The 25,731-nt window shown below is 52.0% G+C and carries 26 protein-coding genes, 1 tRNA gene and 2 pseudogenes; 13 read left to right on the forward strand and 16 right to left on the reverse strand.

Going from position 1 to position 25,731, the window contains the following annotated elements; translation table 11 throughout:
- Positions 1–73 precede the first annotated feature (73 nt).
- From HUN04_16885 to HUN04_16900, 4 genes and pseudogenes are all read right to left on the reverse strand, one after another.
- Positions 74–1,147, reverse strand: coding sequence for a hypothetical protein (locus HUN04_16885; GenBank protein WDP93325.1), 1,074 nt, complete (start codon positions 1,145–1,147; stop codon positions 74–76).
- A pseudogene (locus HUN04_16890) lies at positions 1,073–1,987 on the reverse strand (hypothetical protein). Before HUN04_16890 ends, HUN04_16885 begins: the two are co-directional and overlap by 75 nt.
- 46 nt (positions 1,988–2,033) lie before the next feature.
- Positions 2,034–3,122: a ParB N-terminal domain-containing protein gene (locus HUN04_16895; protein ID WDP91282.1), complete on the reverse strand. Its 1,089-nt coding sequence runs from the start codon at positions 3,120–3,122 to the stop codon at positions 2,034–2,036.
- A 31-nt stretch (positions 3,123–3,153) separates the two neighbouring features.
- Complete coding sequence (locus HUN04_16900; protein ID WDP91283.1) at positions 3,154–3,780, reverse strand: metallophosphoesterase; 627 nt, start codon at positions 3,778–3,780, stop codon at positions 3,154–3,156.
- A gap of 402 nt (positions 3,781–4,182) precedes the next feature.
- Here HUN04_16900 and HUN04_16905 point away from each other — a divergent pair, with 402 nt between their 5' ends.
- The 5 genes from HUN04_16905 to HUN04_16925 all read left to right on the forward strand — a co-directional run bounded on the left by HUN04_16905 (position 4,183) and on the right by HUN04_16925 (position 8,978).
- Positions 4,183–5,007, forward strand: a complete 825-nt coding sequence (locus HUN04_16905; protein WDP91284.1) for a transporter substrate-binding domain-containing protein — start codon at positions 4,183–4,185, stop codon at positions 5,005–5,007.
- 94 nt (positions 5,008–5,101) lie between these two features.
- Complete coding sequence (locus HUN04_16910; protein WDP91285.1) at positions 5,102–6,118, forward strand: ABC transporter permease subunit; 1,017 nt, start codon at positions 5,102–5,104, stop codon at positions 6,116–6,118.
- Positions 6,115–6,846 (forward strand): amino acid ABC transporter ATP-binding protein, encoded by a 732-nt coding sequence (locus tag HUN04_16915; GenBank protein WDP91286.1) that lies wholly within the window; start codon positions 6,115–6,117, stop codon positions 6,844–6,846. Before HUN04_16910 ends, HUN04_16915 begins: the two co-directional genes overlap by 4 nt.
- A gap of 96 nt (positions 6,847–6,942) precedes the next feature.
- Positions 6,943–8,001: a tetratricopeptide repeat protein gene (locus HUN04_16920; protein ID WDP91287.1), complete on the forward strand. Its 1,059-nt coding sequence runs from the start codon at positions 6,943–6,945 to the stop codon at positions 7,999–8,001.
- 224 nt (positions 8,002–8,225) lie between these two features.
- Positions 8,226–8,978, forward strand: a complete 753-nt coding sequence (locus tag HUN04_16925) for an N-acyl homoserine lactonase family protein (GenBank protein WDP91288.1) — start codon at positions 8,226–8,228, stop codon at positions 8,976–8,978.
- A 79-nt stretch (positions 8,979–9,057) separates the two neighbouring features.
- Here HUN04_16925 and HUN04_16930 read toward each other — a convergent pair whose 3' ends face one another.
- The 4 genes from HUN04_16930 to HUN04_16945 all read right to left on the reverse strand — a co-directional run bounded on the left by HUN04_16930 (position 9,058) and on the right by HUN04_16945 (position 10,868).
- Positions 9,058–9,612, reverse strand: coding sequence for a YeeE/YedE family protein (locus HUN04_16930; protein ID WDP91289.1), 555 nt, complete (start codon positions 9,610–9,612; stop codon positions 9,058–9,060).
- Positions 9,613–9,622: 10 nt separating this feature from the next.
- Positions 9,623–10,189 carry a YeeE/YedE family protein gene (locus HUN04_16935; protein WDP91290.1) on the reverse strand — a complete coding sequence of 189 codons (567 nt, stop codon included), beginning with the start codon at positions 10,187–10,189 and terminating at the stop codon, positions 9,623–9,625.
- A 2-nt stretch (positions 10,190–10,191) separates the two neighbouring features.
- Complete coding sequence (locus HUN04_16940; protein ID WDP91291.1) at positions 10,192–10,512, reverse strand: helix-turn-helix transcriptional regulator; 321 nt, start codon at positions 10,510–10,512, stop codon at positions 10,192–10,194.
- A 152-nt stretch (positions 10,513–10,664) separates the two neighbouring features.
- On the reverse strand, positions 10,665–10,868 hold the full coding sequence (locus tag HUN04_16945) for a hypothetical protein (GenBank protein ID WDP91292.1): 204 nt from the start codon (positions 10,866–10,868) through the stop codon (positions 10,665–10,667).
- Between the two features lie 231 nt (positions 10,869–11,099).
- Between HUN04_16945 and HUN04_16950 the strand changes: the two genes are divergently transcribed.
- From HUN04_16950 to HUN04_16960, 3 genes and pseudogenes are all read left to right on the forward strand, one after another.
- On the forward strand, positions 11,100–11,669 hold the full coding sequence (locus HUN04_16950; GenBank protein ID WDP91293.1) for a hypothetical protein: 570 nt from the start codon (positions 11,100–11,102) through the stop codon (positions 11,667–11,669).
- A gap of 521 nt (positions 11,670–12,190) precedes the next feature.
- Positions 12,191–12,409 (forward strand): addiction module protein, encoded by a 219-nt coding sequence (locus HUN04_16955; GenBank protein WDP91294.1) that lies wholly within the window; start codon positions 12,191–12,193, stop codon positions 12,407–12,409.
- A pseudogene (locus HUN04_16960) lies at positions 12,406–12,698 on the forward strand (type II toxin-antitoxin system RelE/ParE family toxin). Before HUN04_16955 ends, HUN04_16960 begins: the two are co-directional and overlap by 4 nt.
- Positions 12,699–12,902: 204 nt before the next feature.
- Here the strand turns inward: HUN04_16960 and HUN04_16965 are convergent.
- The 7 genes from HUN04_16965 to tatA form a co-directional block, all read right to left on the reverse strand.
- Positions 12,903–12,977 (reverse strand) — tRNA-Glu (locus HUN04_16965).
- Positions 12,978–13,030: 53 nt separating this feature from the next.
- Positions 13,031–13,240 carry a PLDc N-terminal domain-containing protein gene (locus HUN04_16970; GenBank protein ID WDP91295.1) on the reverse strand — a complete coding sequence of 70 codons (210 nt, stop codon included), beginning with the start codon at positions 13,238–13,240 and terminating at the stop codon, positions 13,031–13,033.
- A gap of 22 nt (positions 13,241–13,262) precedes the next feature.
- Positions 13,263–14,141 carry a lytic murein transglycosylase gene (locus HUN04_16975; protein ID WDP91296.1) on the reverse strand — a complete coding sequence of 293 codons (879 nt, stop codon included), beginning with the start codon at positions 14,139–14,141 and terminating at the stop codon, positions 13,263–13,265.
- A 191-nt stretch (positions 14,142–14,332) separates the two neighbouring features.
- Entirely contained in the window at positions 14,333–15,745 is a 1,413-nt protein-coding gene (gene glnA, locus HUN04_16980) for a type I glutamate--ammonia ligase (protein WDP91297.1), read from the reverse strand.
- A gap of 65 nt (positions 15,746–15,810) precedes the next feature.
- Positions 15,811–16,149, reverse strand: coding sequence for a P-II family nitrogen regulator (locus HUN04_16985; protein ID WDP91298.1), 339 nt, complete (start codon positions 16,147–16,149; stop codon positions 15,811–15,813).
- A complete protein-coding gene (glnD, locus tag HUN04_16990; GenBank protein WDP91299.1) occupies positions 16,136–18,769 on the reverse strand; it encodes a [protein-PII] uridylyltransferase in 2,634 nt (877 codons plus the stop codon). The genes HUN04_16985 and glnD overlap by 14 nt, the downstream gene beginning before the upstream one ends.
- Positions 18,770–19,119: 350 nt before the next feature.
- Positions 19,120–19,305, reverse strand: coding sequence for a twin-arginine translocase TatA/TatE family subunit (gene tatA / locus HUN04_16995; GenBank protein WDP91300.1), 186 nt, complete (start codon positions 19,303–19,305; stop codon positions 19,120–19,122).
- 282 nt (positions 19,306–19,587) lie between these two features.
- Between tatA and HUN04_17000 the strand changes: the two genes are divergently transcribed.
- Both HUN04_17000 and HUN04_17005 read left to right on the forward strand, forming a co-directional pair.
- The gene (locus HUN04_17000; protein ID WDP91301.1) at positions 19,588–20,439 is read left to right on the forward strand and encodes a MoxR family ATPase; all 852 of its coding nucleotides are present in this window, start codon (positions 19,588–19,590) and stop codon (positions 20,437–20,439) included.
- A gap of 12 nt (positions 20,440–20,451) precedes the next feature.
- Positions 20,452–21,645, forward strand: coding sequence for a hypothetical protein (locus tag HUN04_17005; GenBank protein WDP91302.1), 1,194 nt, complete (start codon positions 20,452–20,454; stop codon positions 21,643–21,645).
- A gap of 18 nt (positions 21,646–21,663) precedes the next feature.
- Here the strand turns inward: HUN04_17005 and HUN04_17010 are convergent, their stop codons facing one another.
- Positions 21,664–22,458 (reverse strand): TatD family hydrolase, encoded by a 795-nt coding sequence (locus HUN04_17010; protein WDP91303.1) that lies wholly within the window; start codon positions 22,456–22,458, stop codon positions 21,664–21,666.
- A 212-nt stretch (positions 22,459–22,670) separates the two neighbouring features.
- On the opposite strand from HUN04_17010, the gene HUN04_17015 reads away from it, so the two are divergent.
- Genes HUN04_17015 through HUN04_17025 form a run of 3 tightly spaced genes read left to right on the forward strand, consistent with a single transcriptional unit; the run spans position 22,671 to position 25,731 of the window.
- The gene (locus HUN04_17015; GenBank protein ID WDP91304.1) at positions 22,671–23,369 is read left to right on the forward strand and encodes an ATP-binding cassette domain-containing protein; all 699 of its coding nucleotides are present in this window, start codon (positions 22,671–22,673) and stop codon (positions 23,367–23,369) included.
- 17 nt (positions 23,370–23,386) lie between these two features.
- A complete protein-coding gene (locus tag HUN04_17020) occupies positions 23,387–24,262 on the forward strand; it encodes an ABC transporter permease (protein WDP91305.1) in 876 nt (291 codons plus the stop codon).
- Positions 24,229–25,731, forward strand: coding sequence for a peptidoglycan DD-metalloendopeptidase family protein (locus tag HUN04_17025; GenBank protein ID WDP91306.1), 1,503 nt, complete (start codon positions 24,229–24,231; stop codon positions 25,729–25,731). Before HUN04_17020 ends, HUN04_17025 begins: the two co-directional genes overlap by 34 nt.

The following is a 25,731-nucleotide window of genomic DNA, read 5'->3' on the forward strand; positions in this document are numbered from 1 at the left end:
TAGAGCAAATAAAAACACCGCCGGCCGGGGCAGGTTCCCCGGCCGGCGGTGTTTGTTTTAGCTTCGCTGCCTGTTAAGATTTTTTAAGGGGCAGGCCCCGTATCTGCCGGGCCTCCTGTGGGAGTTGTTTTGCCGGGGACGCTGCTAGCGCGGCCTGGGCGGCAGCCGTTTTTTCATTCCGGCCGTTGGCAATGGCGGTCAGATCCCGCACCACCTCTTTCATTTGTTCCGCCTGGCTGCTCAACTCCCTGGATGCCGATGCGGATTCTTCTGCCGAGGCGGCATTTTGATGGACCACCCGGTCCATATGGGATACCGCGGTATTGACCTGTTCCACCCCCTGGGCCTGTTCGTCGGAAGCCCCGGCAATGTTGCCGATGAGTTCTCCCACCTTGCCGCTGCTCTGCCGGACCTCGGTAAAGGCTTCATTGGTACGGTTCACGATATCTGTGCCCTTGCTGACCCGGTCAATGGTCTGCTCGATCATGCCCGAGGTGTCCCTGGCCGCTTCTGCCGCTCTCAGGGCCAGGTTCCTTACTTCATCTGCCACAACGGCAAACCCGGCCCCGGCTTCTCCGGCCCGGGCCGCTTCAACGGCGGCGTTCAGGGCCAGCAGGTTGGTCTGAAAGGCGATTTCGTCAATTGTTTTAATGATTTTTGAGATTTCCTGGCCTGCGGTGTTAATATCGGCCATGGATCGGTTCAGCTCCTCCATGGACTGGTCGGCCCGGGTCACCACCTCCCCTGTGTGGACCATGAGGGTGTTGGCCTCTTTGGAGTTGTCTGCGTTTTGCCTGGCCACCGAGGAGATTTCCTCAAGGGAGGCCGAGGTCTCCTCAATGGAGGCGGCCTGTTCCGTGGCCCCTTCAGCCAGGATCTGGCTGGCTTCGGAGACCTGGCCCGAGGCATCGGCCACCTGGTGGGCGCTGTCGGAAAGGGCACTGATGATACGGTTCAGGGGAGCGGTGACCCCCCTGACGGCAAAGACCAGGGGGATACCTACGCCCAGGGCCAGGGCCAGGCAGAGCAGGGCCACGCCCCAGCGGATGGTGGTAAGGCTGTTGAAAAGGTCTGAGGCGTTATAAACAAAGGCGATGACCCCGATCTGGTCTCCATTGAAATTTTTCACGGGAAATACGCTGACCATATCGTCATCAATCCGTTCCTTGACCGTTCCCTGCTTTCCCCGGGCCAGGAGTCCTGCCGAGACCACCCTGTCCGTCCGCTTTTTATCCGTGGAACTGACAAAGACGAATTCATTGCCCACCACCGGGTTTTTTTCGGGCTTCTGCAGCCGGGTGGCAATGGGCAGAAACTCCTTGTTCATATAGACGGCAATATATTCTTTTTTGCTGGAAATGCTGAATTTTACCACCGGGTCAAAGGTGGAGAGGACCTCCACCGAGCCCAGGTATTTTTTATCGTCGGAAAAGACCGGTGCCAGGCCCCTGATGGCAAAACCGCCCCGGCCGATTTCAATGCCCTTGATGGGATCGTGATTGCCTTTACCGATGGTCAGGATGGTATTCCTGAAGGAGGTGAGGTCGTCGCTTTTGTTTTGTTTGGACTTCCACAGGCGCAGCAGGCTTCTGGCCGGAGGCAGGTGGAAGTGTATCCTGAAATTTCCTTTTACCACATGGCCGTAGCCCTCTTCCAGGGAACTGAAGAAGGCCCTGAGTTCTCCCCTGGCCGCTTCCATGGCCGGTTCCTTTGCATCGGCAATATTTCCGGTGTAGGCGGTTGCATAGGCCTGCTGAACGGCGTCGGCCCGGCTGAACAGGGCGGCTTCGGACAATACTTTGGCTGAGACCCGCTCAACGGAGGTATAGATATCCTTGATTTTCGCATCAATCACATTGTCCAGATTCGCATGGATCATGCGTTTTGAGGTAATGTTGCCCAAAATGAAGAGGGCGGCGGAGAAAAGGATGACCATGACGATGACCGGCATGATGATCCGGACACCAAGCTTCTGCCGTTTGAACATGGGGACCTCCGTGAATGTTGAGGATACTCTGCTTGCCCGGCGGATATCAGGTGTTAAACAGGGTTTTGACCTTTGAAATACCGGGGATGATCGTCTGGGTCCTGTTGATGCCCTCAATGCGGCGGATGTGGTGGTCGACGAATTCAGCTATGGTTTCGGCATCTGAGGCCAGAAAGTCTCTTTGTAATACCATTTTCACCAAAATGTCAATGCTGCCGTGGACCGAGTGGACCTCCTGAATTTCGTCAAGGGCATAAAGGGCTTCCAGGATTTCGTTCTGGGTGGCCACGCCGACATTGATGAAAACAAAGGCGGTGATGGTCCGCTTCATCTCCGGGTATTCCGGAGTGGTTTTTTCCAGCATGGATTTCCTGAAGGCCTCCATGCTTTTTGGAATGACCTGGTCGATGCCGATGCCGTATTTCCTGCCGGCCTTCCGGGTCCAGTGGTGGTACGAAATATAGGTGTACAGGTCGGCGATGCCCCGGTCGGGAAAGTATTTGAGCAGGCCGCTGCTGTTGATGATGGCCGTCATGGGAAGGTAGATGGTGTTATGCCAGTCCTTGGCCGCCTTCTGCAGGTCGCAGTCCCGTCCGGACTGGGCCGCCAGGTAGATTTGGTGCTTCAGTATTTGTTTTTCAAGAAAATTGTATTTGCCGATTTCAGTGAGATCTATCTTTTCTTTCAGTTTGGTCTTATCGAAGAATTTTTTCTTTTCAATATAGATGAGGTTTTCCATGGTATTCCGGCCCGATAGCAGTTCCACCACCTTGGCCTTTATATCCGTCCACCCCAGTTCTTTGGCTGCAGCCACCCGGTGGTTCCCGTCCAGAACATAGTAATCGTTTCGGATCTGGTAGAGGCTCACCGGCGGCAGGCCCCCGCCTTCCCGCATGGTTCGCTTTATGTCTGCAAACCGTTTCCCCGATACATGTTTTTTCGGCCGGAACCTGGAATCGAAATCATGGTATTTGCCGACGCTTCCGGTGATCTTGTCCAAGGGCACGGAGATGTTTCCGTGGTCAATGAATTCGACATCTTCTTCCTCGGCCTGCTGTTCATTAAAGGAAGAGACATGGTCGGTGTCCTCCTCCGGCGGCTTGCCGGAGAAAAGCTGCTTGAAAAACTTTATCATGGTCAGACCTCATCTGATTCATTTATTGGATTCAGATATCGATTAATGTATGTCCGCAGGTGTTGATCACCTGTGTTTCCTTTACCCGGGTGACCCGGTCTTCAAAGGTGTTAAACGCATCATGGATGTGGCCGTGGATAAAATAATCCGGGGCCAGCTTTGCAATAAGGCGGTTAAAGCAGTCAAATCCCCGGTGGCAGGGATCCTCCCGGTCATGGATATGGCGTGGGGAGGCGTGGGTGACCACCATATGGATGGGTTTCTTCCGCCAGATTTTAAGTCCCATCCAGAAAATGTTTTTTTTCATTTCAGCTTCGGTATACTGGTTGGGTCCGCCATTATACCACATGGACCCTTCCAGGCCCAGGATGTTCAGGCTGCCCACGCTGATAATCCTGCCGTGGATGTTTTCGCATCCCATGGTATTTTCCCTGGTGTAGCGGATGTCGTGGTTACCCCGCACATAGTAAAGAGGGGCGTCCAGGCGGTCCCGGAGCATGGCGATGTATTCCGGTGCCAGGTCGCCGCAGGAGATGATGAGGTCCACCGGTCCCAGGGTGCGTTTTTCTATTTTCCGGGTCAGCTCCCTGTCAATGAAGTCAGATACGGCCAGCAGTCTTAAATTGTGTTTCCGGATCGAAGTCGGTACGGCGCCCATGCAAAAAAATCCTTAAGGTTAATCTCCGGGCAATCATACGACGGATTTTCCCGGCAAGTCAACCGGGTACGAAATTCCGGCGAGGTAGAAATTAAAATGGATAAACCATTCTTTTAATGATTCCTCCGGCTTAGGTGGATTTATTTATTGAAGCGGCAAAAATCCTGCCGGCGAAGGGGGATTGGGTGTTGACATTTTATAAGTTGCGGGATATGTGGCTAATATGGTAGCAACATCGGCGAAATCCGGGCTATTGGGGAAATAGTCCTTGCCATTTGGAAAATTTATGCTAAGTATTAATTTCACTAATAGGAGGGTGTAACATTATTTAATCTTGATGATCGTTTACCCGGATTCCATGCTGGATGCGGGCAGCGCGTCAACCAATTTAGGAGGAGAAAGATGAAAAAAGTTCTTGTTTCGTTATTTGTACTGGCATTCCTATTTGTATCCGCCCCGGCCTTCAGTGCCGACATCAATCTGGCCAAAACGTCCACCATTGAGTCCATCGTAAAATCAGGGCAGCTGCGCGTCGGTTTTGAATCCGGCTACCTCCCCTTTGAGATGACCAACACCAAGGGACAGTACATCGGCTTTGATGTTGATATGGCAAAAGCCCTGTCCAAGGCCATGGGCGTTAAATACGCACCGGTGAACACTGCTTGGGACGGCATCATCCCCGGCCTGATCACCGACAAGTATGACATCATCATTTCCGGTATGACCCTGACCCAGGAAAGAAACCTGGCCATCAACTTCACCGAGCCCTACATCGTTGTGGGACAGGCCATCCTGGTCAACAAAAAACACGCCGGCAAAATCAAATCCTACAAAGACCTTAACGATCCCAAATACACCGTATGCTCCAAACTGGGCACCACCGGCGAACAGGCCGTTAAACGCCTGATCCCCAAAGCCACCTACAAATCCTTTGAGGTTGAAGCCGAAGCCTGCATGGAAGTTATCCAGGGCAATGCCGACGCCACTGTATACGATCTTCCCCTGGTCGAGTTCTTCCAGGCCACCCACGGCGAAGGCAAAACCTTTGCCCTGAACAAACCTTTTACCTTTGAGCCCCTGGCCATGGCAGTGAAAAAGGGCGATCCCGATTTCCTGAACTTCCTGAACAACTTCATCCGCCAGTATAAAAACGACGGCAGATGGCAGAAATCCTATGACAAATGGATCAAGTCCAACGAATGGCAGAAAGATCTTGCAGCAGAATAAAAGTCAGGTTGCTGGGTAGAATTTAATAAAGGGCCGGCAGTCGCCAACCGCGCAGGTTTGGCCGATTGCCGGCCCTCTTTTTTAAGGCGAAATTATGGAAGAAAAAGTATCCAACATCAAGCGGCTGAGCAACCCCACGGCTTACACCGCTTCCGTGATCGGATTTATTGTCCTGATCTGCACGGTCATCGGCGCCGTATACGGGGCCACCGTGGCCGTGGATTACCAGTGGCGCTGGTTTAAGGTGCCCAAATATTTTATGTACAAACCAGTGGTGGCCATCCATGCCGAGGGGGACGGTGAAATCAAAACCATTGCCCCGAACAAGGATAAGGTTGCCATTACCGTCGAAATCGACGGCGACGAAACCACCTATACCGTTCCCAAGGGGTCCTTTGACTGGGTCGAAGGGGATATGGTTTCCCCCGGGGATATCATTGCCGAATACGAAGGGGGCTGGAAACCGGGCATCCTTGCCAAGGGGCTATGGGTCACCCTGAAAATTTCATTTATTTCCACGATCCTGGGGATCCTGCTGGGCATCATCGGCGGGGTGGCCAGGGTGTCGGATACGCCGGTGCTCAAATGGTCGGCCATCACCTATGTGGAAATCATCAGGGGGTCGCCCCTGCTGGTTCAGATCATGATTTTTTATTTTGTTCTGGGCACCACCATGAATTCCATTCTGATGATGAACGGGATTCCCAAGCTCAATCCGGAATGGTACGGTATCATGGCGCTCTCCGTGTTCACCGGTGCCTATGTGGTGGAGATTGTCAGGGCCGGTATCGAGGCCATCCATCCCGGACAGGTGGAAGCGGCAAGGTCCCAGGGCATGACCTATTTCCAGTGTATGTTTCACATCATCCTGCCCCAGGCCCTGAAAACCATCCTGCCGCCCCTGGCCGGCCAGTTCATCAACCTGATCAAGGACTCCTCCCTGCTGGGCATGATTTCCATCCGGGAATTGACCAAGGCCACCCGTGAGGGGATCACGACAAGCCTCCAGACTTTTGAGCTCTGGTTTGTCTGTGCCATCCTTTACCTGAGCATGACCTTTACGCTTTCCATGTTTGTCCAGTATCTGGAAAGGAGGACGGCTACAAGATGATAGAAGTCAAAAATATCTATAAGACATTTTTCGTCCCCCACGAGGTCAAGGCCCTGGTGGATGTTACCAATACCATAAACGCCGGCGAGGTGGTGGTGGTCATCGGGCCCTCCGGCTCGGGCAAATCCACCTTCCTGCGCTGCCTCAATCGCCTGGAAACCGCCGACCACGGCCAGATCATGGTGGACGGGGTGGATATATTCGATCCCAAAACCGACATCAACAAGGTCAGGATGGAAATGGGAATGGTCTTCCAGTCATTCAACCTTTTCCCCCACCAGACCATCCTCGGCAACGTGACCCTTGCCCAGAAACTGGTGAGGAAACGGACCAAAAAGGAGCGGGAGGACAAGGCCATGGCCCTGCTGGAAAAAGTGGGCATCGCCAACAAGGCCAATGCCTGGCCTTCCAATCTTTCCGGCGGCCAGCAGCAGCGGGTGGCCATTGCCAGGGCACTGGCCATGGATCCCAAGATCATGCTCTTTGACGAGCCCACCTCGGCCCTGGACCCGGAAATGATCGGCGAGGTCCTGGATGTCATGAAAACCCTGGCCAAAGAAGGCATGACCATGGTCTGCGTCACCCATGAAATGGGCTTTGCCCGGGAAGTGGCCGACCGGGTCATTTTCATGGACGAGGGTAAGATCATAGAAGAGGGGACCCCGGAGCATTTTTTCACCAACCCCACCCATGCCCGTACCCAGCTCTTTCTCAAGCAGATCCTTTAGGGACGTGTTGTTTAAAATGGATAAGACCCGGGCTGGAAAAATATCAGCCCGGGTCTTTGCCTTTAACCATTGGTAATTGTTTCAGGGGGGCAGGTATTGGACAAAAATTATATTTACGGGCTGGCAAGTATTTACAGCCGCCTCAACGAAAAAATTGCCTCCCTTGAATTGGATAAGGACGGTAATTTTTGCGGGACCTGTGTCCAGTGCTGCCACCACAGGTATCGGTTTCCGGTGTCCTCCATGGAGATCGACTATATTCTCCATCACCATGAAGGACTCGATTTCCAGGATGCTTTTATTGATTATATCAACGGGCGGCTGAAGGGATCCGGCGGTACCCCGGCCCGATGCCCCTACAGTTCCGAGGCAGGTTGTCTCATTTACGAGGCCCGGCCCATGTGCTGCCGGATCTACGGGTTTGCGCCTTACCGTCCCCTGTTGGCGGGCTGCAGCTATATCGGAATCCGGGAGGAAACCAAAAAGATATGGCGGACCCTGGTGCCCATCTTCAATGAGTTCATCGGGTTCAGGAACAGTTTTTTTGCCCGGTCTCTTGAGGCGTTCACCCCCAAAACCATCACGGATTTTCTGGACAGAGGGATTCTTTTCCTGGCCGCCAGTACGCCTGAAAAAGCCCTTGCCGAGTTTCGGGGAGCCCTGGATCTGAATCCCGATGATCCCCTGGTCCACGCCTGCATGGGTGAATACCACGAGGCGATTGGGGAGATTGAAACGGCCCTGGATCGTTACCGGCACAGCCTGGTGCTTGATTCCTACGATTATGCCACCCATCTGAAAATCGGTTTGATCTTACAGAAGCAGGAACAATTTGAGGCGGCATTCGACCATTATAAAAAAGCCCTGGATATCGATCCCTACAATGCCGGAGCATGGGGGAATATCGGACAGATATACGCCGCTTCAGGCCGGATGAGGGATGCCAGGGATGCCTATCAATGGGCCATCAGCTTTGATCCGGCCAATCCGGTTTACCACATGTGCCTGGGGTCGGTTTTTTATGCTGAAAACGATCCGGAGCAGACCATTGTCCATATGGAGCGGGCCCTGGCCCTCAGCCCGGCGGAAGATATGGCCAGCTTCTGCCAAAGTTGTATTGCCGAGAGCAAAAAGAATATCCAGTCCTGTAAATAGAGAGGCTCTGGCCTGGGACAAATGCCCCGGAGAAAACGAAAACAACGCGGTGAAGCATGTGGATCGCAACGGCACCCGGATTGTGCTTCTGACCAGGTCGGTGAAAAAGGCCAGATAACACCGGAATTTAGCCCGGCTCGGGTGCTGCCCATTGACACTTTTCCCTGCATTCCATATAGAAAGAAAAGAGACCGGGGAAACATTAGTGAAAGGATATCAGCGTTATGGGCACCACATACACCATCCATCCCGTCGCCATGGGGACCAAAGTCTTTGACAAAAGTATGATGACATACCAGCACGGCCAGGGCGAAACCTATACCATTCCCATTTTTACCTGGATCATCAAGGGCGGAGACAAAAATATTCTGGTGGACACCGGGGAGATGAATCCCATCCGGTCCCAAGACCGGGAGGCGGCCATCAAGGGCAAGATATACACCTTTGAAGAGGGCCTGGAAAAACACGGCCTGACCCCTGCCGACATCGACATCGTCATTCACACCCACCTGCACATGGACCATTGCGAGAACGATTATAAATGCGAAAATGCAACCTTTTACGTCCGCCAGGAGGAACTGGACGCCGTCCACAATCCCCATCCCCTGGACTACCGCTACCTGGAGGATTATATCGAGGATGTGGAGGACAACGGCCAGATCACCGTGGTTACCGAAGATATGGAAATTGTCGAGGGTATTCGGGTGGTCCATACCCCGGTCCACACCAGGGGGGGGCTCACGGTATTCATCGACACCCCAAAGGGCAAGGCGGCCATCACCGGTTTTTGCATCATTGATGAAAATTACGATCCCCCACCCGAAATCCGGGGCATGGAAATGGATGTGATTCCGCCCGGGACCCATGTGGATGTCTATGAAGCCTATGATATCATGGCCCGGATCAAGGAAGAGGCGGATATTCTCATCCCTCTCCATGAGCCGCGCTTTGCCTCAATGGACGCCATCGGCAATTAAGGGGAAGATACCCGGACAACAGCCGGGATATCGGAAAAGGCCCGGCGGGAGGCCGGGCCTTTGAATGGAATGGTTGAAATCAGACTTTGTCAGGTAGTTTCCAGGCAATAAGCATGAACGCAATCCCGATGGCGGCGGCCAGAGCGGTGCCCGGGATAAAGGGCAACAATGCCTGGAATTTATCCGAACCTGTTGCCAGCATCACCTTCCCGCCAGCGATTTTATCAAATAGCCCCGTCCCTTTGATGCTGCCGTAGACCAGGGTGTAAATCAGGGCACCCAGCAGGCCGCCCCCCACAAAAAACAGGGCGTCCTTCCGACCGTCTGCCAGCGCGGTCAGGCCCGTGCCGGGGCAGTAACCGGCCACGGCAAATCCCAGGCCCAGCAGCGCGCCACCCACGATGACGCCAATGTAGCTGCTCTTTACAGAAAGGTGCCCGGCGTCGATGACGCCAGCGGCCATCAGCACAAACAAAAGGGTACTGCTGATTCCAATGGCAAAAAAGATGGCTTTCATAAGGTGTAGGTCCTTTAAGCGCAGCATATTGATAATGTTTTGGGGGTTCGTCGCCCCGACCCGTTGAAGGGCAAATCCGAAGAATATTCCAATCAGGATTGCAAGTAAGATCGTCATAACGCACCTCCTAGTTTCTTTTATAGACTAAAACGGCTGCCGGAACGGCCGCGGCAAAGGCTCCGAATGCGAACAGATAGCCGCTCAATGATGTCTGCATCATACCGCTCATCATGTGCCCGCTGGTGCAGCCGCCGGCCAGCCGGGCGCCAAAAAGTACGATCAATCCGGCAAAAAATACGGTCACGTAACGCAATGTGGGATTCTCCCCGAAGCGCCGGCGCCAGACTTCGGGTGCATTCCGGTCAGACGCTGTGGGCTTGGGGCCGCCCAGGCGGGAGGATAACCATGCCCCTGCAACCATGGCAATGACAAATACAAAGCTGTAGTTCACCGGGTTGGCAACGTTTTTAGCGTATTTGCCGCCGCTTTTATTCAGATATGCATTAGGGCTTGAGTAGCCTGTTTTGCTATCAGGGGCTTTTTGGACCACCTCGTCTGAGAACAGGTTCCACACTATGCCGTCGGCAATGACAAATTGTGTTGATACACCGATGGGTTTGACGAAAGCAACCGCGACAAGGAAAGCCGCTCCCAGTAAAAGACCTCCTTTAAACCAGTTCAATTGTCCGTTCATAATTATTTCTCCTCATGGTTTTTATTGCAATAGATGTTGTAAAGCGCCTCAAGTATCCCTGACACTGCCCGGCTGTTGAGGCGGTAATAGATCACCTGGCGCTCCCGCCGTGTGTCCACAAGACCTGCCTTTCGCAAGCCTGCCAGATGCTGGGAAAGGGCCGACTGACTTAAGGGAACAGCTTGATTGAGTACGCTGACAGGGCATTCACCTTTCAACAGGTGGCACAACACCATCAGGCGGCTGGGGTGGCTCATGATTTTGAGCAGCTTCGCAGCCTTTTCTGCGTTTTCTTCAAGTCTTTGAGGATCAAATTGTTCCATAGCCTGTCCCTTTTTTATGTATTAGTCTTTTCTAATTTAGAATAAGCTAATATAACTGTTTGTCAAGACGGAGATAAAAAAAAGGAAACGGATAATGAGGCTTTAAATGCTCATTAATTGGTGAGATGGCTGATGCCGGTTTAATCTGAAAATCAGGCTATGATATCAATAATATTGCCTTTGCCTGCGATCCTTGCAGGGTCGGATGCCTGCTTAACTACAGGCCTTTCTGAATTAAGCGACTGGCTTTCGGTATTGGGAATTTGCTGAACGAGATTGAGTATGTCCCTAGGCATCTCTATGGCTTTTTTCATCGCATAGGTTGATGCGCCGGTATTGGTCCCATTAATGTCCATAGTTATACCTTTAAGTGCAGTTTATACCCAACTTATAGAAATGTAATTGTAAAAAAGATGCGAACGAATGTCCAGATGAATCTGATCCGGATCCCGGGCCAATCCAAGTAAAAATTCTGAAACGTCTTCCTATCCCATATTTAAATCCCACAGAAAAAAGAATTTACTTCACCCGGGAAATCAGATACCCTCCCGCGATATGTAAATTAATTCTCAATTTAAGGAGAAATCATGAAACGCGTTCTTTTGACCCTCGCCGCTGTTCTCTTGCTTGTCTCGCCTGCACTTTGCAAAATGACCACCCAGACTCCGAACGTCAGCAGCCTTAAAATCCAATACGACGCCGGTGCCAAGCTTTTCCGCATGGATGGCGCCCCCTTCACAGGCACGTCCGTAATTAAGGATTCCGCCGGAAATACGGTAAAGGAAATCTCCATAGTCAACGGTAAGCGAAACGGGTATGAAATCTGGTACAAGGAAGGGAAGCCCATTCAGGAAACCTGCTACAAGGACGACATCAAGGAGGGAAAAAGCTTTGTCTACTCCCTCAATGACTTTACCCTGTACCAGGAAATCATTTACAAAAACGGCAAAAAGCACGGACTGTACAAGGAGTTCAACCCCGCCGGCAAGGTCGTGACGGAATGTCAGTACAAGGACGGGAAGCGCGACGGTGCCTACCAAACCTACCACGACAGCGGAAAGTCCCGTATCCAGGGGCACTACACCACCGGCAAAAAAAGCGGCAAGTGGACTTATTATAAAAAGGACGGATCCGTCCAGCGGGAAAAGCAGTACTGATCCCATTTAAGGCCCGAAACCGGAATCAAACCTTCAAAATTAAGCGCCGAATTTTAAGCCTTATTCAAGGCGCGCCCTTGGGTACATAGCGAAAAATATCTGCCCAGGGGCGCACCCAACTTTGTCGCCTGCGGGCCCCGCCATAAACCTTTCGCCTTCCCTTTGAAATCGGATATAACTGCAGGCAACGGACACGCCTCAACGCCCATTGACAATTCTGAACCTTCTCTTCCAACCGGTTGGATAAGTGGGCGTTGCTGGATCTCAATTCGTGCAATATTGCCTGGATTTTTTTCATATCTTGAGAGGTGTGACTATAGGGAAAAAAGACCACTTGTTTCAATTCAATACTGCTTTTGAAGAGGTTATTCCCGACGTTTCAAGGGACCGGAGGGGAACCGGAAAATTTTTGTTTTAATGTAGATGTAGTGGCGGAGCATTTCACTTGCAAAACTATTTGATGAAATTGACACTAATGGCCATTAGTGTTAATTTTTTTTTAAATATAAAAGGATTGAACCATGCAGAATGCAATAGAAATAAAGCACCTCACCAGAGAAGAAAAACTCAGGATGGTGGATGCTTTGTGGGCGGATTTATTATCAGAGGAAGAGCTGCTCGAATCGCCGACCTGGCATAAAAAGGCCCTTCAGGAAACAGAAAAGCGTCTTGCAGAAGGTAAAGAGAGAATTGTAGATTGGCATACTGCCAAAAAAGAACTACGGAAACACTTTGAATGAAAATTGAGATTCTCTCTTCAGCCATGTCAGGCCTTGCAGAAGGTCGACAATTCTATGAGGAACAAAGCGACGGGCTGGGAGAATACTTTTTTGATTCTTTGTTCTCAGATATCGATTCTCTAACGCTCTACGCCGGTATTCATCCAATATTCTATGGTTGCCACCGGATGCTTTCAAAAAGATTTCCATACGCTACAAACTGAAAGAAAAATCCGTCGCCACTGTATGGCGGGTGCTCGATTTAAGAAGAGATCCACAGAGAATCAAAGGGGCTTTAGAAAATTTGTAGTGTATCGTGTGGGGCCCCACGTGAATGTATTACGAAGCCCAGCCTAAAAAATTCAAAAGGGTGTATGACAACCTGGGTTAGGCAATATTTTTACCTGGAATTACCTTCAAATTGATGAAATGTGTGGGGAATAGTGTGGGGAACCCAAGTCCCCAGAAACTAAAAAGGCCCCCAGCAAAACGCTGAGAGCCTTGATACTCTAAGTGGTGATCCCACGGGGAATCGAACCCCGGTTTCCGGCGTGAGAGGCCAGCGTCCTAACCGCTAGACGATGGGACCACATCAATTGAACGCTAACTTTTATAATGAAACCGTATAAAAGTCAATTGGAATTACGGGGTAAATGTTTTCTTTTTTCCTTTTTTGGCACCCAGGGCAAAATAGAGGAGCCATCCGATGACCGGAATAATGGCCACCAGGTGCCAGACAAACTTGTCTTTTACCGTGGGGAAATCCTTTTTGATGATGTCTATGAGGGCGGCCATGGTCAGGATAAACGATAGCCCGACGGCAATGAGGATGTATAATAATGTATCTTCCATTGGTTCTGCTGTGTTTCCTTGTTTATTTTAATTTGTCGGAAATTTTCAGAAGGGCGTCCACATAGTAATTGCTGTGGTTGTATCTGAAAAGGACCTTGTGTTGCTGCTGGCGGCTGATGCCCGGTTTCCAGCCGTGGTGTCTTAAAAAATTGGCCACGGAAAAAATGGCATCGTTATGGTCGAAGAGGTCCACCCGGCCGTCGGCATTGCCGTCCCTGGCCAGGGTCAGGGCGTTTGAGGGCATGAATTGGGAGATGCCCATGGCACCGGCGTAAGAGCCCTTGATGGCGGCCGGGTCAATGCCTTCCCGATCGGCGTAGCGGATCAGGGCCTTAAGTTCCTCATAGCCCCATTGGGTCCGTTTCTCCACTTTTTTATCAAAGGTTGCCCGTTTGGGCTTTTTCTTATCCGGTATGGCGGCCCATACTTTTTCCTGGAGGGGTCTATCCGTGAGGGCGGCCATGGTGGACAGGGTGTTGATCACCGTCCGTTTGCCCAGGTAGGTTCCCAGCCGGGTCTCCACCAGGATGATGGCTGTGATGATGGTTTTGTCCACCCCCAATGCATTTTCCACATTATCCAGGGCTTCTTTGTGCCGGGCCATGTATTTTTTGGCCTTGGCAATGGATTTGGACGAAGAAAATTGGTCGTAGTTCAGGCTGGACTCTGAATGAATGAAAAATAGCGAGACCCCGTCGGGGGTGAAAAAAACATTCTCTTTGGAAAACAGGGCCTGGATTTTGTCCGCGTCAAATCCGTCTTTTATCAGCCGCTGTGCCAGGGGGGCCAACAGGTTCTCTTTAGCCGGGGCGGCAGCCCGGACATCTGGCGGTATGGAAGACGCGCATAAAAAGAAAAGCATTCCCAGGGCAGTTACGACAGGCAGGTTGAGTTTTTTCATATTCAAGGTGTCTGATCCCTTACTGGTTTAAAGCGTTTCAGTCCTGTTCCGGCAATTATTCCAGTCTGTTTATATAGCTTATTTTGTTTTTGAATGCATTAAAAAAAATGAAAGGGGATGCAGGGAGGCGGGAAGGCCCGGAAACAAAGCGTTTCCGGGCCTTAGGTGTTTCCTCAGCAGGCGCTTAGGAATTAGATGTCATAGTACAGGTAGAACTCATGGGGATGGGGACGGCTGATGACCGGTTTGACTTCATTTTCCATTTTGTAGTCAATCCAGTAGTCAATGACGTCCTTGGTGAATACGTCGCCCTTGAGCAGGAAGTCGTGGTCTGCGGCCAGGGCGTCCAGTGCTTCTTCCAGGGAACCCGGTGCAGATTTGATTTCTGCCAGTTCCTCGGGGGGCAGGTCATAGATGTTTTTGTCCATGGGATCGCCGGGATCAATTTTGTTCTGGATGCCATCCATCATGGCCATGGCGATGGCGGAGAAAGCCATGTAGCCGTTGGCAGAGGGATCCGGTGTTCTGAATTCGATCCGTTTGGCTTTGGGAGAGCCGGAGTACATGGGCAGACGGATGGCGGCGGAGCGGTTCCGGCTGGAGTAGGCCAGTTTGATGGGCGCTTCAAATCCCGGCACCAGACGCTTGTAGGAGTTAGTGGTGGGGTTGGTGATGGCACAAAGCGCCTTGCAGTGTTTCATGATGCCGCCGATGGCCCAGAGGGCGTTATCGGAAAGGCCTGCATATTTATTGCCGGCAAAGGTGGGTTCGCCGTCTTTCCAAAAGCTCATGTGGGTGTGCATGCCGGTACCGTTGTCGCCGTACAGGGGTTTGGGCATGAAAGTGACGGTGTGGCCGTATTTGGCAGCCACGTTTCTGAGGACATATTTGAACCAGGCCAGCTTGTCACCCATTTTGAGCAGGGAGTCGAAGCGCAGGTCGATTTCAGACTGTCCGGCCGAGGCGACCTCGTGGTGCTGGCATTCCATTTCAATACCCAGTTCTTCCAGGGTGAGCATCATTTCGGTTCTCATGTCCTGGTACTGATCTGTCGGCGGAAGGGGGAAATAGCCGTGTTTGGGTTTGATTTTGTAGCCCAGGTTGGGTTCGGAGCCGTCGCCGGTGTTCCAATGGGCTTCCGGAGAGTCAATTTCAAAAAAGGATGCCTGGGGATCAGAGGCGTAACGGATGTTGGAGAAGATAAAGAATTCAGGCTCGGGTCCAACAAAAATAGTGTCGCCCAGGCCGGTGCTCTTGATATACGCTTCGGTTCTTTTGGCGATGCCCCTGGGGTCGCGGCTGTAGGATTCCTGGGTGATGGGGTCGTGGATATTACCGATGATGGCCAGGGTCGGGACCTTGAAAAATGGATCGATTTTGGCGGTCTCCGGTTCGGGGATAACGATCATGTCGGAGTTGTCGATGTTCTGCCATGCCCGCATGGAAGATCCGTCAAAGCCGAAACCGTCTTCAAATGCAGATTCTGAGAGTTCGGAAATGGGCACTGAAAAATGCTGCCAGGTTCCGATGAAATCCATGTACCGGATATCGACTACTTTTACATCGTTTTCCTTTGCCATTGCGATTACGTCTTTAGGTGTCATGTTGATTCCCTTTCTTTGGTTTTGTGGTTTTTGTTTGCCTGTTTATTATTAGGGTTAAAACTGATTTAAATGGCTTCGTCGCCGCTCTCTCCGGTTCTGACGCGGATGGCCTGTTCAACCGGCAGCACAAATATTTTACCGTCACCGATTTTGCCGCTGTTGGCCGCGTTGCGGATGGTGGTTACGGCTTCATCCAGCCGTTCGTCATTGACAACGATTTCCAGTTTGATTTTTGGAACGAAATCCACGACATATTCCGCGCCCCTGTAGATTTCTTTGTGGCCTTTCTGCCGGCCGTAACCATTGACTTCCGTCACGGTCATGCCGTAGATGCCTATTTCGCTTAAGGCCTCTTTGACGTCGTCCAGTTTAAAGGGTTTGATAATTGCCTCAATTTTTCTCATTTACAACCTCCTTTGATGCGACTTTGGGAAGACAATTGATGGTGGATGTTTTTATCTGTTCTAATTTTTCCTGGGATTCGATTTTACGGTCTCCGTCCAGGTCCTTGACGTAGAAAATATCGATGACCTGGTCTATTTTAGTTGCCACCATGGCCACGTTGACGTTGAGCCCGCTCCGGTACAGGGTGTTGGTTACGGCAAAAAGCAGGCCGGGGAAATCATAGGTGAGCACCTCAATGATGGTAAAAAAACTGGAGGTTTCATTGTCTATGCGGACCTGGTTGGGCTCCGGCTGCCGCCCCGATGCAATGGTGATCTCGGACGGAATTTTGTCCAATGCCTTGTCCAGGTAGTGGTCGTCTTCCAGGGCCTGGTTCAGGTCTCGTTCGGCTTTTTCCCATTTTTCCTTTTCAAAAAGCCGGTCCTTGGGCGGGCGGACATTGAATACGTCCAGGATGTGGCTGTCCCCCAGGGAATAGGCCTGGGACGCTGCGATATCAATATTGTTGCGGAAGAATACGCCGGCGATCTTGGAGTAAAACCCGGGTTTGTCCTTGCCGCAGATGGAAACGGTACGCATATCCGAGCCGTTGTCCTTGGTGATCTGCCAGATGAATTCCCGGTCCCCCAGGTTCCGGTATAGATTGATGTGCTCTACGATGTTGCGGGCGGGTACGTATAGCAGATATCTTCTGGCCATGGCCGAAAGCTGCCGGTTGACTTCCTCCTCCCGCCAGCTTTCCCGGAGTAGGGTGAGGACGTCTTTTTTCTTTGTTTCAATGAGGCGGCTGCTCTTTTTGGAGACCAGTTCCCCGGTTTTGAGTATCCCCATGGTTTTGAGGAAAAGGTCTTTGAGCAACTGCTCGGTCCAGTCGTTCCAGGCTTTCGGGCCGGTGGCCTGGGAATCGGCCACGGTGAGCAAAAAGAGCATGCGCAGCAGTCTGATTTTCCCCACTTTGCCCGCAGTGTAAACCGCCGTCTCTTCATCAAAAATATCCCTCCGGGTGGCGGTTTTGGCCAGAAGGAGGTGGTGCCTGATGAGAAAAAGGATATCTTCTTTTTCCGTATCATTGAACCCCAGTCGGTCAATGATGGGGGTGGCAATACGGGCACCCCGCCTGGAATGTTCCTTGGCCGGGTCGGCCTTTCCGATATCGTGAAGGAGTCCGGCCACCAGCAGGACATTTTTATTCCGGATATCCTTGTATACCCCGGCATAAAGGTTGCTCATCATGGACGTGTCCGGGCTTTTAAAACTGTTGATGATCTGGACGCAGCGGATGGAATGCTTGTCCACCGGGAAAAGGTGGTAGTGGTTGTACTGGATTTTGTCCACCAGTGGGGAGAACTCCGGGATGAACCGCTGGAGGATGCCCGTGGACAGCATGACGTTCAGTACGTTGAATTTCCAGAAGGAGAGGGATAAGATCCGCTTGAATATTTTTATGCAGGCCGGATCCCGCCTCATTTTTTTATCCACCAGATGCCTGAACTCCGAAGCCACCCGCCTGGCCTCAATGGAGAGCGGGGTTTTGGTCCGTCCGCTTTCAAGGAATATTTTGAGCAGCAGATCCGGTTCCTGGAGAATGACCACGGTGTTGGCAAAAAAGAGGCGGCGTTTTTTGATCACCAGGCCGTTGGTGCCGGCCGGTTTGGGGGCGGCGCTCTCTTTTTTGATCCGGCAGGATGAGGCAATGTCCTCAAAGGTGATCTGGAAGATTTGCTTGAGGAATTCCATTTTTTCGTGGAGTTCTCCAAGGAAAATTTCCACCTCGGGGCGACCGGTTGTGTTGGTGTAATTCAGGAACCCTGCAACCTCGGGCTGTAATTCAAAATGCAGGGTATCGTTTTTCCGGCGGGAAATGTAGTGAAGCCGGTTACGTATGTTCCAGATATAGGCCAGTGATTCTTCCAGGCTGGTATATTCAAAATGGGAAAGAAACCCGTAGTACTCGAGGTCCCGCCTGGATTTAATGTCGGATTTGATTTTGGCGTACCAGAGCAGGGTGTGGTAATCCCTCAGCCCGCCGAATCCGGATTTCAGGTCAGGTGCCACAAGATAGGTGGAGTCGCCGAAGTCTTCCAGGCGTTTCTCTCCGTTTTCATATAAGTAATTCAGGGCGTCCTTTAGGTGTTTGCCGGCCAGTTGCTGCCTGAATTTTTCCATGAATGCGGAGTAAACCAGGGAGGCCCCGCAGATAAACCGGGCATCCAGTACCGTGGTCAGGATATCGAAGCGTTCAAAGGACATTTTAATGCACTCATCAATATTCCTGACTGCGTATCCCACTTCGAACCGGGCGTCCCACAGGGGATAGAGCAGTTCCTGAACAAAGGCTTCCACATCCGGGGGGACGGTCTTGTCAAAGAGGATGAGCAGGTCGATATCCGAATGGATGCATTGTTCCTTTCTGCCGTATCCCCCCAGGGCAATGACGGCAAAAGGATCTCCTGAAATGACCATTTTACGGGCGGCAATGCTCTTTTCAAATACAGAAAGAAAGTATTCATCAAGGCAGCCGGTTAACCGTTCAAGGAAGTTTTCGGCATTGCCCGCCAGAAACTCTTTGATCAGGTTTTCTTTTTGTTCGATTAACCGGTTGGCTTCCCTGCTTTCCATATGCTGAATTCAGTCCCTGTTATGTTTTGAGCGGCGTTTCTGCCCCTCGCGTTAAATCTTCGGAGCCGATATACTGCAATGGCTGTGCCACCCCTTTGATGTCAAGGGTTTTGCCGGGATGGCAAAATGGAGCTATGCTGCACATATGGAAATTCGAAATTTTAATTACAAAAATGTCTGTTTTATGATTTTTATACTTACATTTTTGTAATTAAAATTTTATGGGGAATTTATTGGTAAAATTTCAGCAGAGGATTGCGGAGAGGAAAATAAAACAGCCGGACAATTTACTTGCCCGGCTGGATAAATTCTGGACCCGGCGGCCCGGAAATTGAGAACAAATCTGAAAATTAATCTTTTTCGATTTTTTCCGGTTCGTCCTTTTTGTCTTCAATGGGTTCTTTTGTGGCTTTCTTAAAGTTTTTAATGCCTTTGCCCAGCCCGGCTCCGATTTCCGGCAGTTTCCCTGCACCGAAAATGATGAGGATGATAACAAGGATAATTATCAGTTCAGGCATTCCGATTCCACCAATCATAATATGCTCCTAAATTTATTGCATGGCGTTAAACTCAAATAAATCAAGATAGTTTACTTAGCATGTCATCCCGGGGGTGTCAATCTCTAAGAAGTTCAGGTATATCGGAATAAAAATACGTTTTTGTAATTTAAATTCAGTAGCCCTGGAAATGAGCCTTATAGAATACTCGCCATTGCCGGTCAGGAATAATATTTTAGAGTTGACTATAAAAACCCGGCCTGTTAACCAGAACAGTGTTCATCAGTATTATAAACCCGAAACAGATTGACGGAGACTTCCATGACAAAAAATCCAGACGCCCAGTTCCAGGGGGCACAACGATATGTACTGGACCCGGAGCTGGCTTCCATTGTCAATATATCCATGAAGCTGGAAATGCCCCTGCTGCTCAAGGGGGAGCCCGGAACCGGCAAAACCATGCTGGCCCATGCTATCGCCGATACCCTGGATATGCCACTGATCATCCTCAATGTGAAATCCAGCATGAAACTGGTGGAGGCGCTCTACCAGTACGACACCCTGACCCGGCTCAATGATTCCAGGTTCGGGGACTCCTCCAGAAACGTGAGCAATATTGAGGAATATATTAAAATGGGTAAGATCGGCCAGGCCTTTTGTGCTGACCGGCGGGCCGTCCTGCTCATTGATGAGATCGACAAGGCCGACACCGATTTCCAGGATGATATGCTGGACGTGCTGGACCAGATGCAGTTTGATATTATTGAAACCGACCGCACCGTTTCCGCCGTTAACCGGCCTGTGATCATCATCACCTCCAATGCCAAAAAAGACCTGTCAGACCCATTCCTGGGCCGGTGCAACTTCCATCACATCGCCTTCCCCGAGCCCAAAATGATGCGCAAGATTATCCGGGTCCATTTCCCGGACATCGACAGCAAACTGGCAGAGAATGCCATTTCTGCCTTTTATTCCCTGCGTGAGATCGACGGCATTGAAAAAAAACCGGCCACCCGGGAACTGATCAATTGGATTCGGGCCCTGAACGCCGATTCTGATTTCCATGCCAAGGACCTGGTCAAAGGCAGCATGCCCTTTTTGGGCGTATTGTTCAAAAAAAGCCCTGATTATGAGCGGGCAAAGAATATGACGGCCCGGCGGAAACTTTTTTAAGGGCGGTTCCCTATGTTTCTCAAGTTTTTTTATACTTTAAAGGATGTGGGAATTCCCGTATCGCCCACCTCTTTTCTCACCCTGCAAAAGGCCCTGCACCAGGGGCTGATCAACAGTCTGGATGAGTTCTACACCTGCGCCCGTTCCATTTTGGTGAAAAGCGAGCGGTATTTCGACCTATACGACCAGGTCTTTGCTCACCATTTTGACGGGGTGCCCCTGCCCGAGGATGCCGGTTTTGAGATTGATGACATGGCCCGTGCCATGCTGGACGAATGGCTGAAGAATCCCAAGACCATGGCCGATGCCCTGGGTGTTGACCAGGAAAAACTCAACAAGATGTCCCCGGACGAACTCATTGAGTATTTTAAAAAGCGGCTCAAGGACCAGGACGGCCGCCACGACGGGGGCGGCAAATGGATCGGCACCGGGGGGTATTCTCCTGTGGGACATTCCGGATACCACCCCGGGGGAATGCGGGTGGGGGGCGAGTCCAGGAATAAATCCGCCGTCAAGGTGGCCAACGAACGCCGGTACAAGGATTATTCCACCCACGGGCCCCTGACCCAGGCCAATATCGGGGAGGCCCTCAAGCGGCTGCGCAATATGATCCCGGCCGGCCCCAGGGACCAGATCAATGTGGACGAAACCATCCGGGAGACCATGCGCAACGGCGGGGAGATTGAACTGGTATTCGACCGGGCCATGAAGGACCGGCTGAAAGTGATTCTGGCCATTGACAACGGCGGCTGGTCAATGGACCCTTACATCCAGGTGGTCCAGACCCTGTTTGACTATGCCCGGGCCCAGTTCAAAGAGGTGAAGACCTATTTTTTCCATAACACCATTTACGACTACCTCTGGGAGGATTCATCCCGGTATAAAAAGCCCAAAAAAATCATGGACTTTTCACGGCTGGACCCGGAAACCAGGCTCATTGTGGTGGGGGATGCCAGCATGGCGCCTTACGAGCTCATGGCCCATGACGGCTCCATTCACATCAGCGAGCGCAGCGGGCGGCCCAGTATTGAACAGCTGAAATTTCTCACCGATACATTTTCCCATTCGGTCTGGCTCAACCCGGTCTCCGAATCCATGTGGGGGTATACCCACACCATCCTGACCATCTCCAAGATTTTTTCCATGTACGAGCTTTCCCTGGACGGCCTTGAAAAGGCCGTGACCAAACTTATGGAAAAGGGGTAGGGCAGGCGGCGGGAAGGGTTAATCCGAGCCCAGGGTGATATTATAAAGTCTTAAAGTGTTCTTGAACACCGCCCGGGCCAGGTGGTCCGGATCCGCCCCACGCACCTGGGCCAGCCGTTCCATCACGGAACCGACAAAGGCAGGTTCGTTGCGCCGGAATTTATTCTTCTGGGGTTTGGGCGTGAGATAGGGGGCGTCGGTTTCAATGAGCAGCCGGTCCTCGGGAATCAGGGGGGCGATCTGTCTTAGGTATTCCCCCCGCTGGAGGATGGTGAGGATGCCGGTGATGCCGATGTAATATCCCAGATCCAGATACTTGAACATCTCTTCCTTTGTGCCGGAAAAGCAGTGGACCACCCCTTTCCGGGATGCAGGGCCGTCGGATTTGAGGATTTCGTAAAACCTCCCCTTGGAGTCCCTCTCATGGAAGATCATGGGCAGGTCCAGTTCGCCGGCCATGGCCAGCTGGGCCGAAAAGCAGGCTTCCTGGTCCTCTGTGGGGGAGAACATGCGGTTAAAGTCCAAACCGGTTTCCCCCCAGGCCCTGACGCAGGGGTTTTCAAGGGCCATGGCCCGCAGTTCCTCCAGCACGGTGGCCGAGCACTGGATGGCGTCGTGGGGATGGACGCCCACGGAGGTAAATACGTTGTCGAACCGCCCTGCAATTTCAATGGCTTTGCAGGAGGTCGCCCGGTCAATGCCCACCACCATCATTGCCCGGACTCCGGCATCCCGGGCCCGGTCCATTACATCGTGAAGATCGGCATCATAGCTCTTATCGTCAATGTGGCAGTGGGAATCAAAAAGCATCATTGGTTTTCCTAAAGGGTCTTTCGGCCTCTTCCAAAGTATATACATAAAAAGCCTTCACTGAGGTTGGAAGAAGCCGGTTTACGGGTTCAGTGAAGGCTTTGTGTAAGAAAAACTGTTTGCAGCACTCCTTGACACAAGCGGTTTATATCAGTAAATTCAATTTCAGTCAATTATTCATGGGTCTTTAAGGGGATGGAGCAGCTTAGGAGTGTATGAACGCGGACGGCGGTAAAGCCAATATTATCAGACTGTTTAATGTGTGCAAACGGTACGGCGGCAAGATGGCGCTGGATGACATCACCCTGGATATTGAGCCCGGCGAATTCATCATCGTCTCAGGCCCCTCGGGTGCGGGGAAGTCGACCCTGCTCAAGGTGCTCTATCTGGCAGAGCGGGTATCCGAAGGCCAGATCCTCATCGACGGGATGAACCTGGCCCGGATTTCAGCTTCCAAGCTGCCTTTTCTGCGGCGCCGTTTCGGCATGGTGTTCCAGGATTTCAAGCTTATCCCCAACAGGACCGTATTTGAAAACGTGGCCCTGGTTCTCAAGGTGGCCGGGGAGAAACCCGCCTATATACGAAAAAAGGTGATGCATGTACTCCGGGTGACGGGCATGGAGAAAAAGGCCAACCACCTTCCGCCCACCCTCTCCGGCGGTGAACAGCAGCGGGTGGCTGTGGCCCGTGCCGTGGTCGGGGAACCGGCCATCATCCTGGCCGACGAACCCACGGGCAGCCTGGATAAGGAATCCGCCCGCAGGGTGCTGGATCTGCTGCTGGATTACCATAAAAAAGGGGCCACCATCCTTATCGCCAGCCATAACCTGGGTCTCATCGAAAGCTCTGTACGGGGCCGGAATATCGCCCTTGAGGACGGCAAACTCAAAGGGATTTCCACCATGCTCTACTAAACAAAGAAGACTGAACCATGATTCGATTTTTAAAAAAAGCCTATGCAGATATCCGGTCCAACCGGTTTTTAAACCTGATCACCGTGATGACCATTGCTCTTTCAATCCTTCTGGTTTCAGTGTTCATGCTTTTTTTTGAAAATGCCAGCCGGGTGCTTGAGTCCTGGAATCAGGGGGGGCGGGCCATGGTTTATCTGAGTGGGGAGTTTCAGCCCCCCATGCTGCCCGGTCTCAGGGAGCGGCTCAATGCCATTGGCGGTATTCAGGAGGTCCACTTTATCCACAGAGATAAGGCCCTGGCGCGGCTCCAAAAGGAAATGGGGTCCAAAACCGAGTTTTTGTCCAGCCTGAAGACCAACCCCCTTCCCCATGCCCTGGAAATCACCATGGTATCCTATTCCAGTTTCGAAGAGGTCAAGGCGCTGGCGGACCGGATTGAAAGCATTGATCTGGTGGATTCCGTTGAATACGGCCAGGGGTGGCTGGGGCGGTTTCTGAGATTATTCAACCTTTTCAAGATGACGGGCTATGCCATGTGCAGCCTTTTTTTGCTGATCGCCCTTTTCATAACGGCCAATACGGTGCGCCTGGCCTTTTATGCCAGAAAAACAGAAGTTGAAATAATGCGGCTGGTGGGGGCCACCGAAGGGTTCATCAAAACCCCGTTTTACGTTGAGGGGGTGTTCCAGGGGTTCCTGGGCGGCCTGCTGGGCATGGGGCTCCTGCTGGCAGGGTTTCTCACTCTTTCATCGGGCATCACCCGGAACCTGGGCTCCTATGTCTACATGGACATCAGGTTCCTTTCCTGGCAGGCCATGGCCGTGATCCTTTTTTCAAGTACATTTTTAGGTTGGTTTGGATGCTTTTTATCCCTGAAGCAAATTTTAAAATAGGCAAACCGTTTCTCTGTGCGTGGCTTTTAGCATGGCTTGCACTGGTCCCGGCAGCAGCGTCGGGGGCGGAGGTCCTGTATCAGGGAACGGTCACCGCCCATAAGCTGAATATCAGGGAACGGCCGGCCAGGGGCAGTGCCGTGGTCCTGGTGCTTGACAAGGGAGAGGAAGTGGAGGTGCTGGAAGCCAGAGGCGGCATCGGCGGCTGGCTTCTGGTCCGTTACCACGGAGAAGAGGGATATGTGCGCAACCGGCCTCAGTATATTGCTCTGGTACAATCTGAACCGGCCCAGGCGGCACCCAGGACCGTCACGGCAAAAGTTCTCAAACCCAAACCCCCAAAGGACGCGCCCCATTCTGAAGAGATAAAGGCAAAGCCCGCCGATCCGGCCCCGGAAGCGGCCAGGGCCAGGAAAAAGGCCATAAAACAGCAGATAGAGGAGGAGGCCCGGAAGGTGGCCTCTTTTTCCGAAAAAGAGGTGGAGATTCTGGACGGGCTCAATGCCATTGATTTTGCCCTGAACCAGGCACGGGTGCGGTCGGTTGACCTGAGGCGGGAGACCCGGGCCCTGACCCTTGAGATTGACCGGATACAGGGGAGCCTCAGCACATTGGCCAAAGCCATGGATAAGAACCAGGCCTATGCCGGCCGCAGGCTCAATGCCCTGTACCGCATGCATATGATGGGCAGCCTGGAGATGGCAGGCCCTCCTGCCTCCCTATTTGATTTTTTTATCAAGCAGAAGTCCCTTAAAAAGGTGGTGGCTTCTGATTTCTCCCTTCTGGAGAAGCAGGCCGGCGACCTGAGGGAACTGGGCCGGCTGGAAGATGATTTGAGCCGCCAGATCGCATCGCGAACGGCATTGGAGGAGGAACTGGCCCTGCAGATCCGCATCCGGGAAAAAGAGTCCAGAAAGAAATCCGCCATCCTCCAGGAAATCCGCCAAAAGAAGAAATTGTCCCAGGCTGCCATTGCATCATTGAAATCCTCGGCCAAAGCACTTGACCAGGCCCTGGACCGGATGGGGATGCGGGGAAGCCCGGCCCTGGATAATACCTCATTTGTCCGGCAGAAGGGGCGTCTGGCCGCACCGGTGCCGGGCAAAATCGTTTCCCGTTACGGCAAGGCAAGGAAAGGGGATTACAATTCCTTCACTTTTCAAAGCGGAATTGATATAAGGGTGGAACGGGGAGAGCCCGTACGCTCGGTGTTCAAAGGGGAAGTCATGTTTGCCCGGTGGCTCAAGGGGTACGGCAACCTGGTCATTATCAACCACGGAGACAATTACTATACCCTGTATGCCCATGTGGAAGAGGTGTTTAAGAAAAAAGGAGAATCGGTGGGCACGGGAGAAGTGATTGCAACGGCTGGAGACACCGGTTCCATTAAAGGTCTCTGCCTCCATTTTGAAGTCCGCCACCACGGCAAGCCGGTCAATCCCATGACCTGGCTGAAAAAAGGAGCCTGA

Source organism: Desulfobacter sp., from assembly GCA_028768525.1.
Lineage (GTDB): Bacteria > Desulfobacterota > Desulfobacteria > Desulfobacterales > Desulfobacteraceae > Desulfobacter.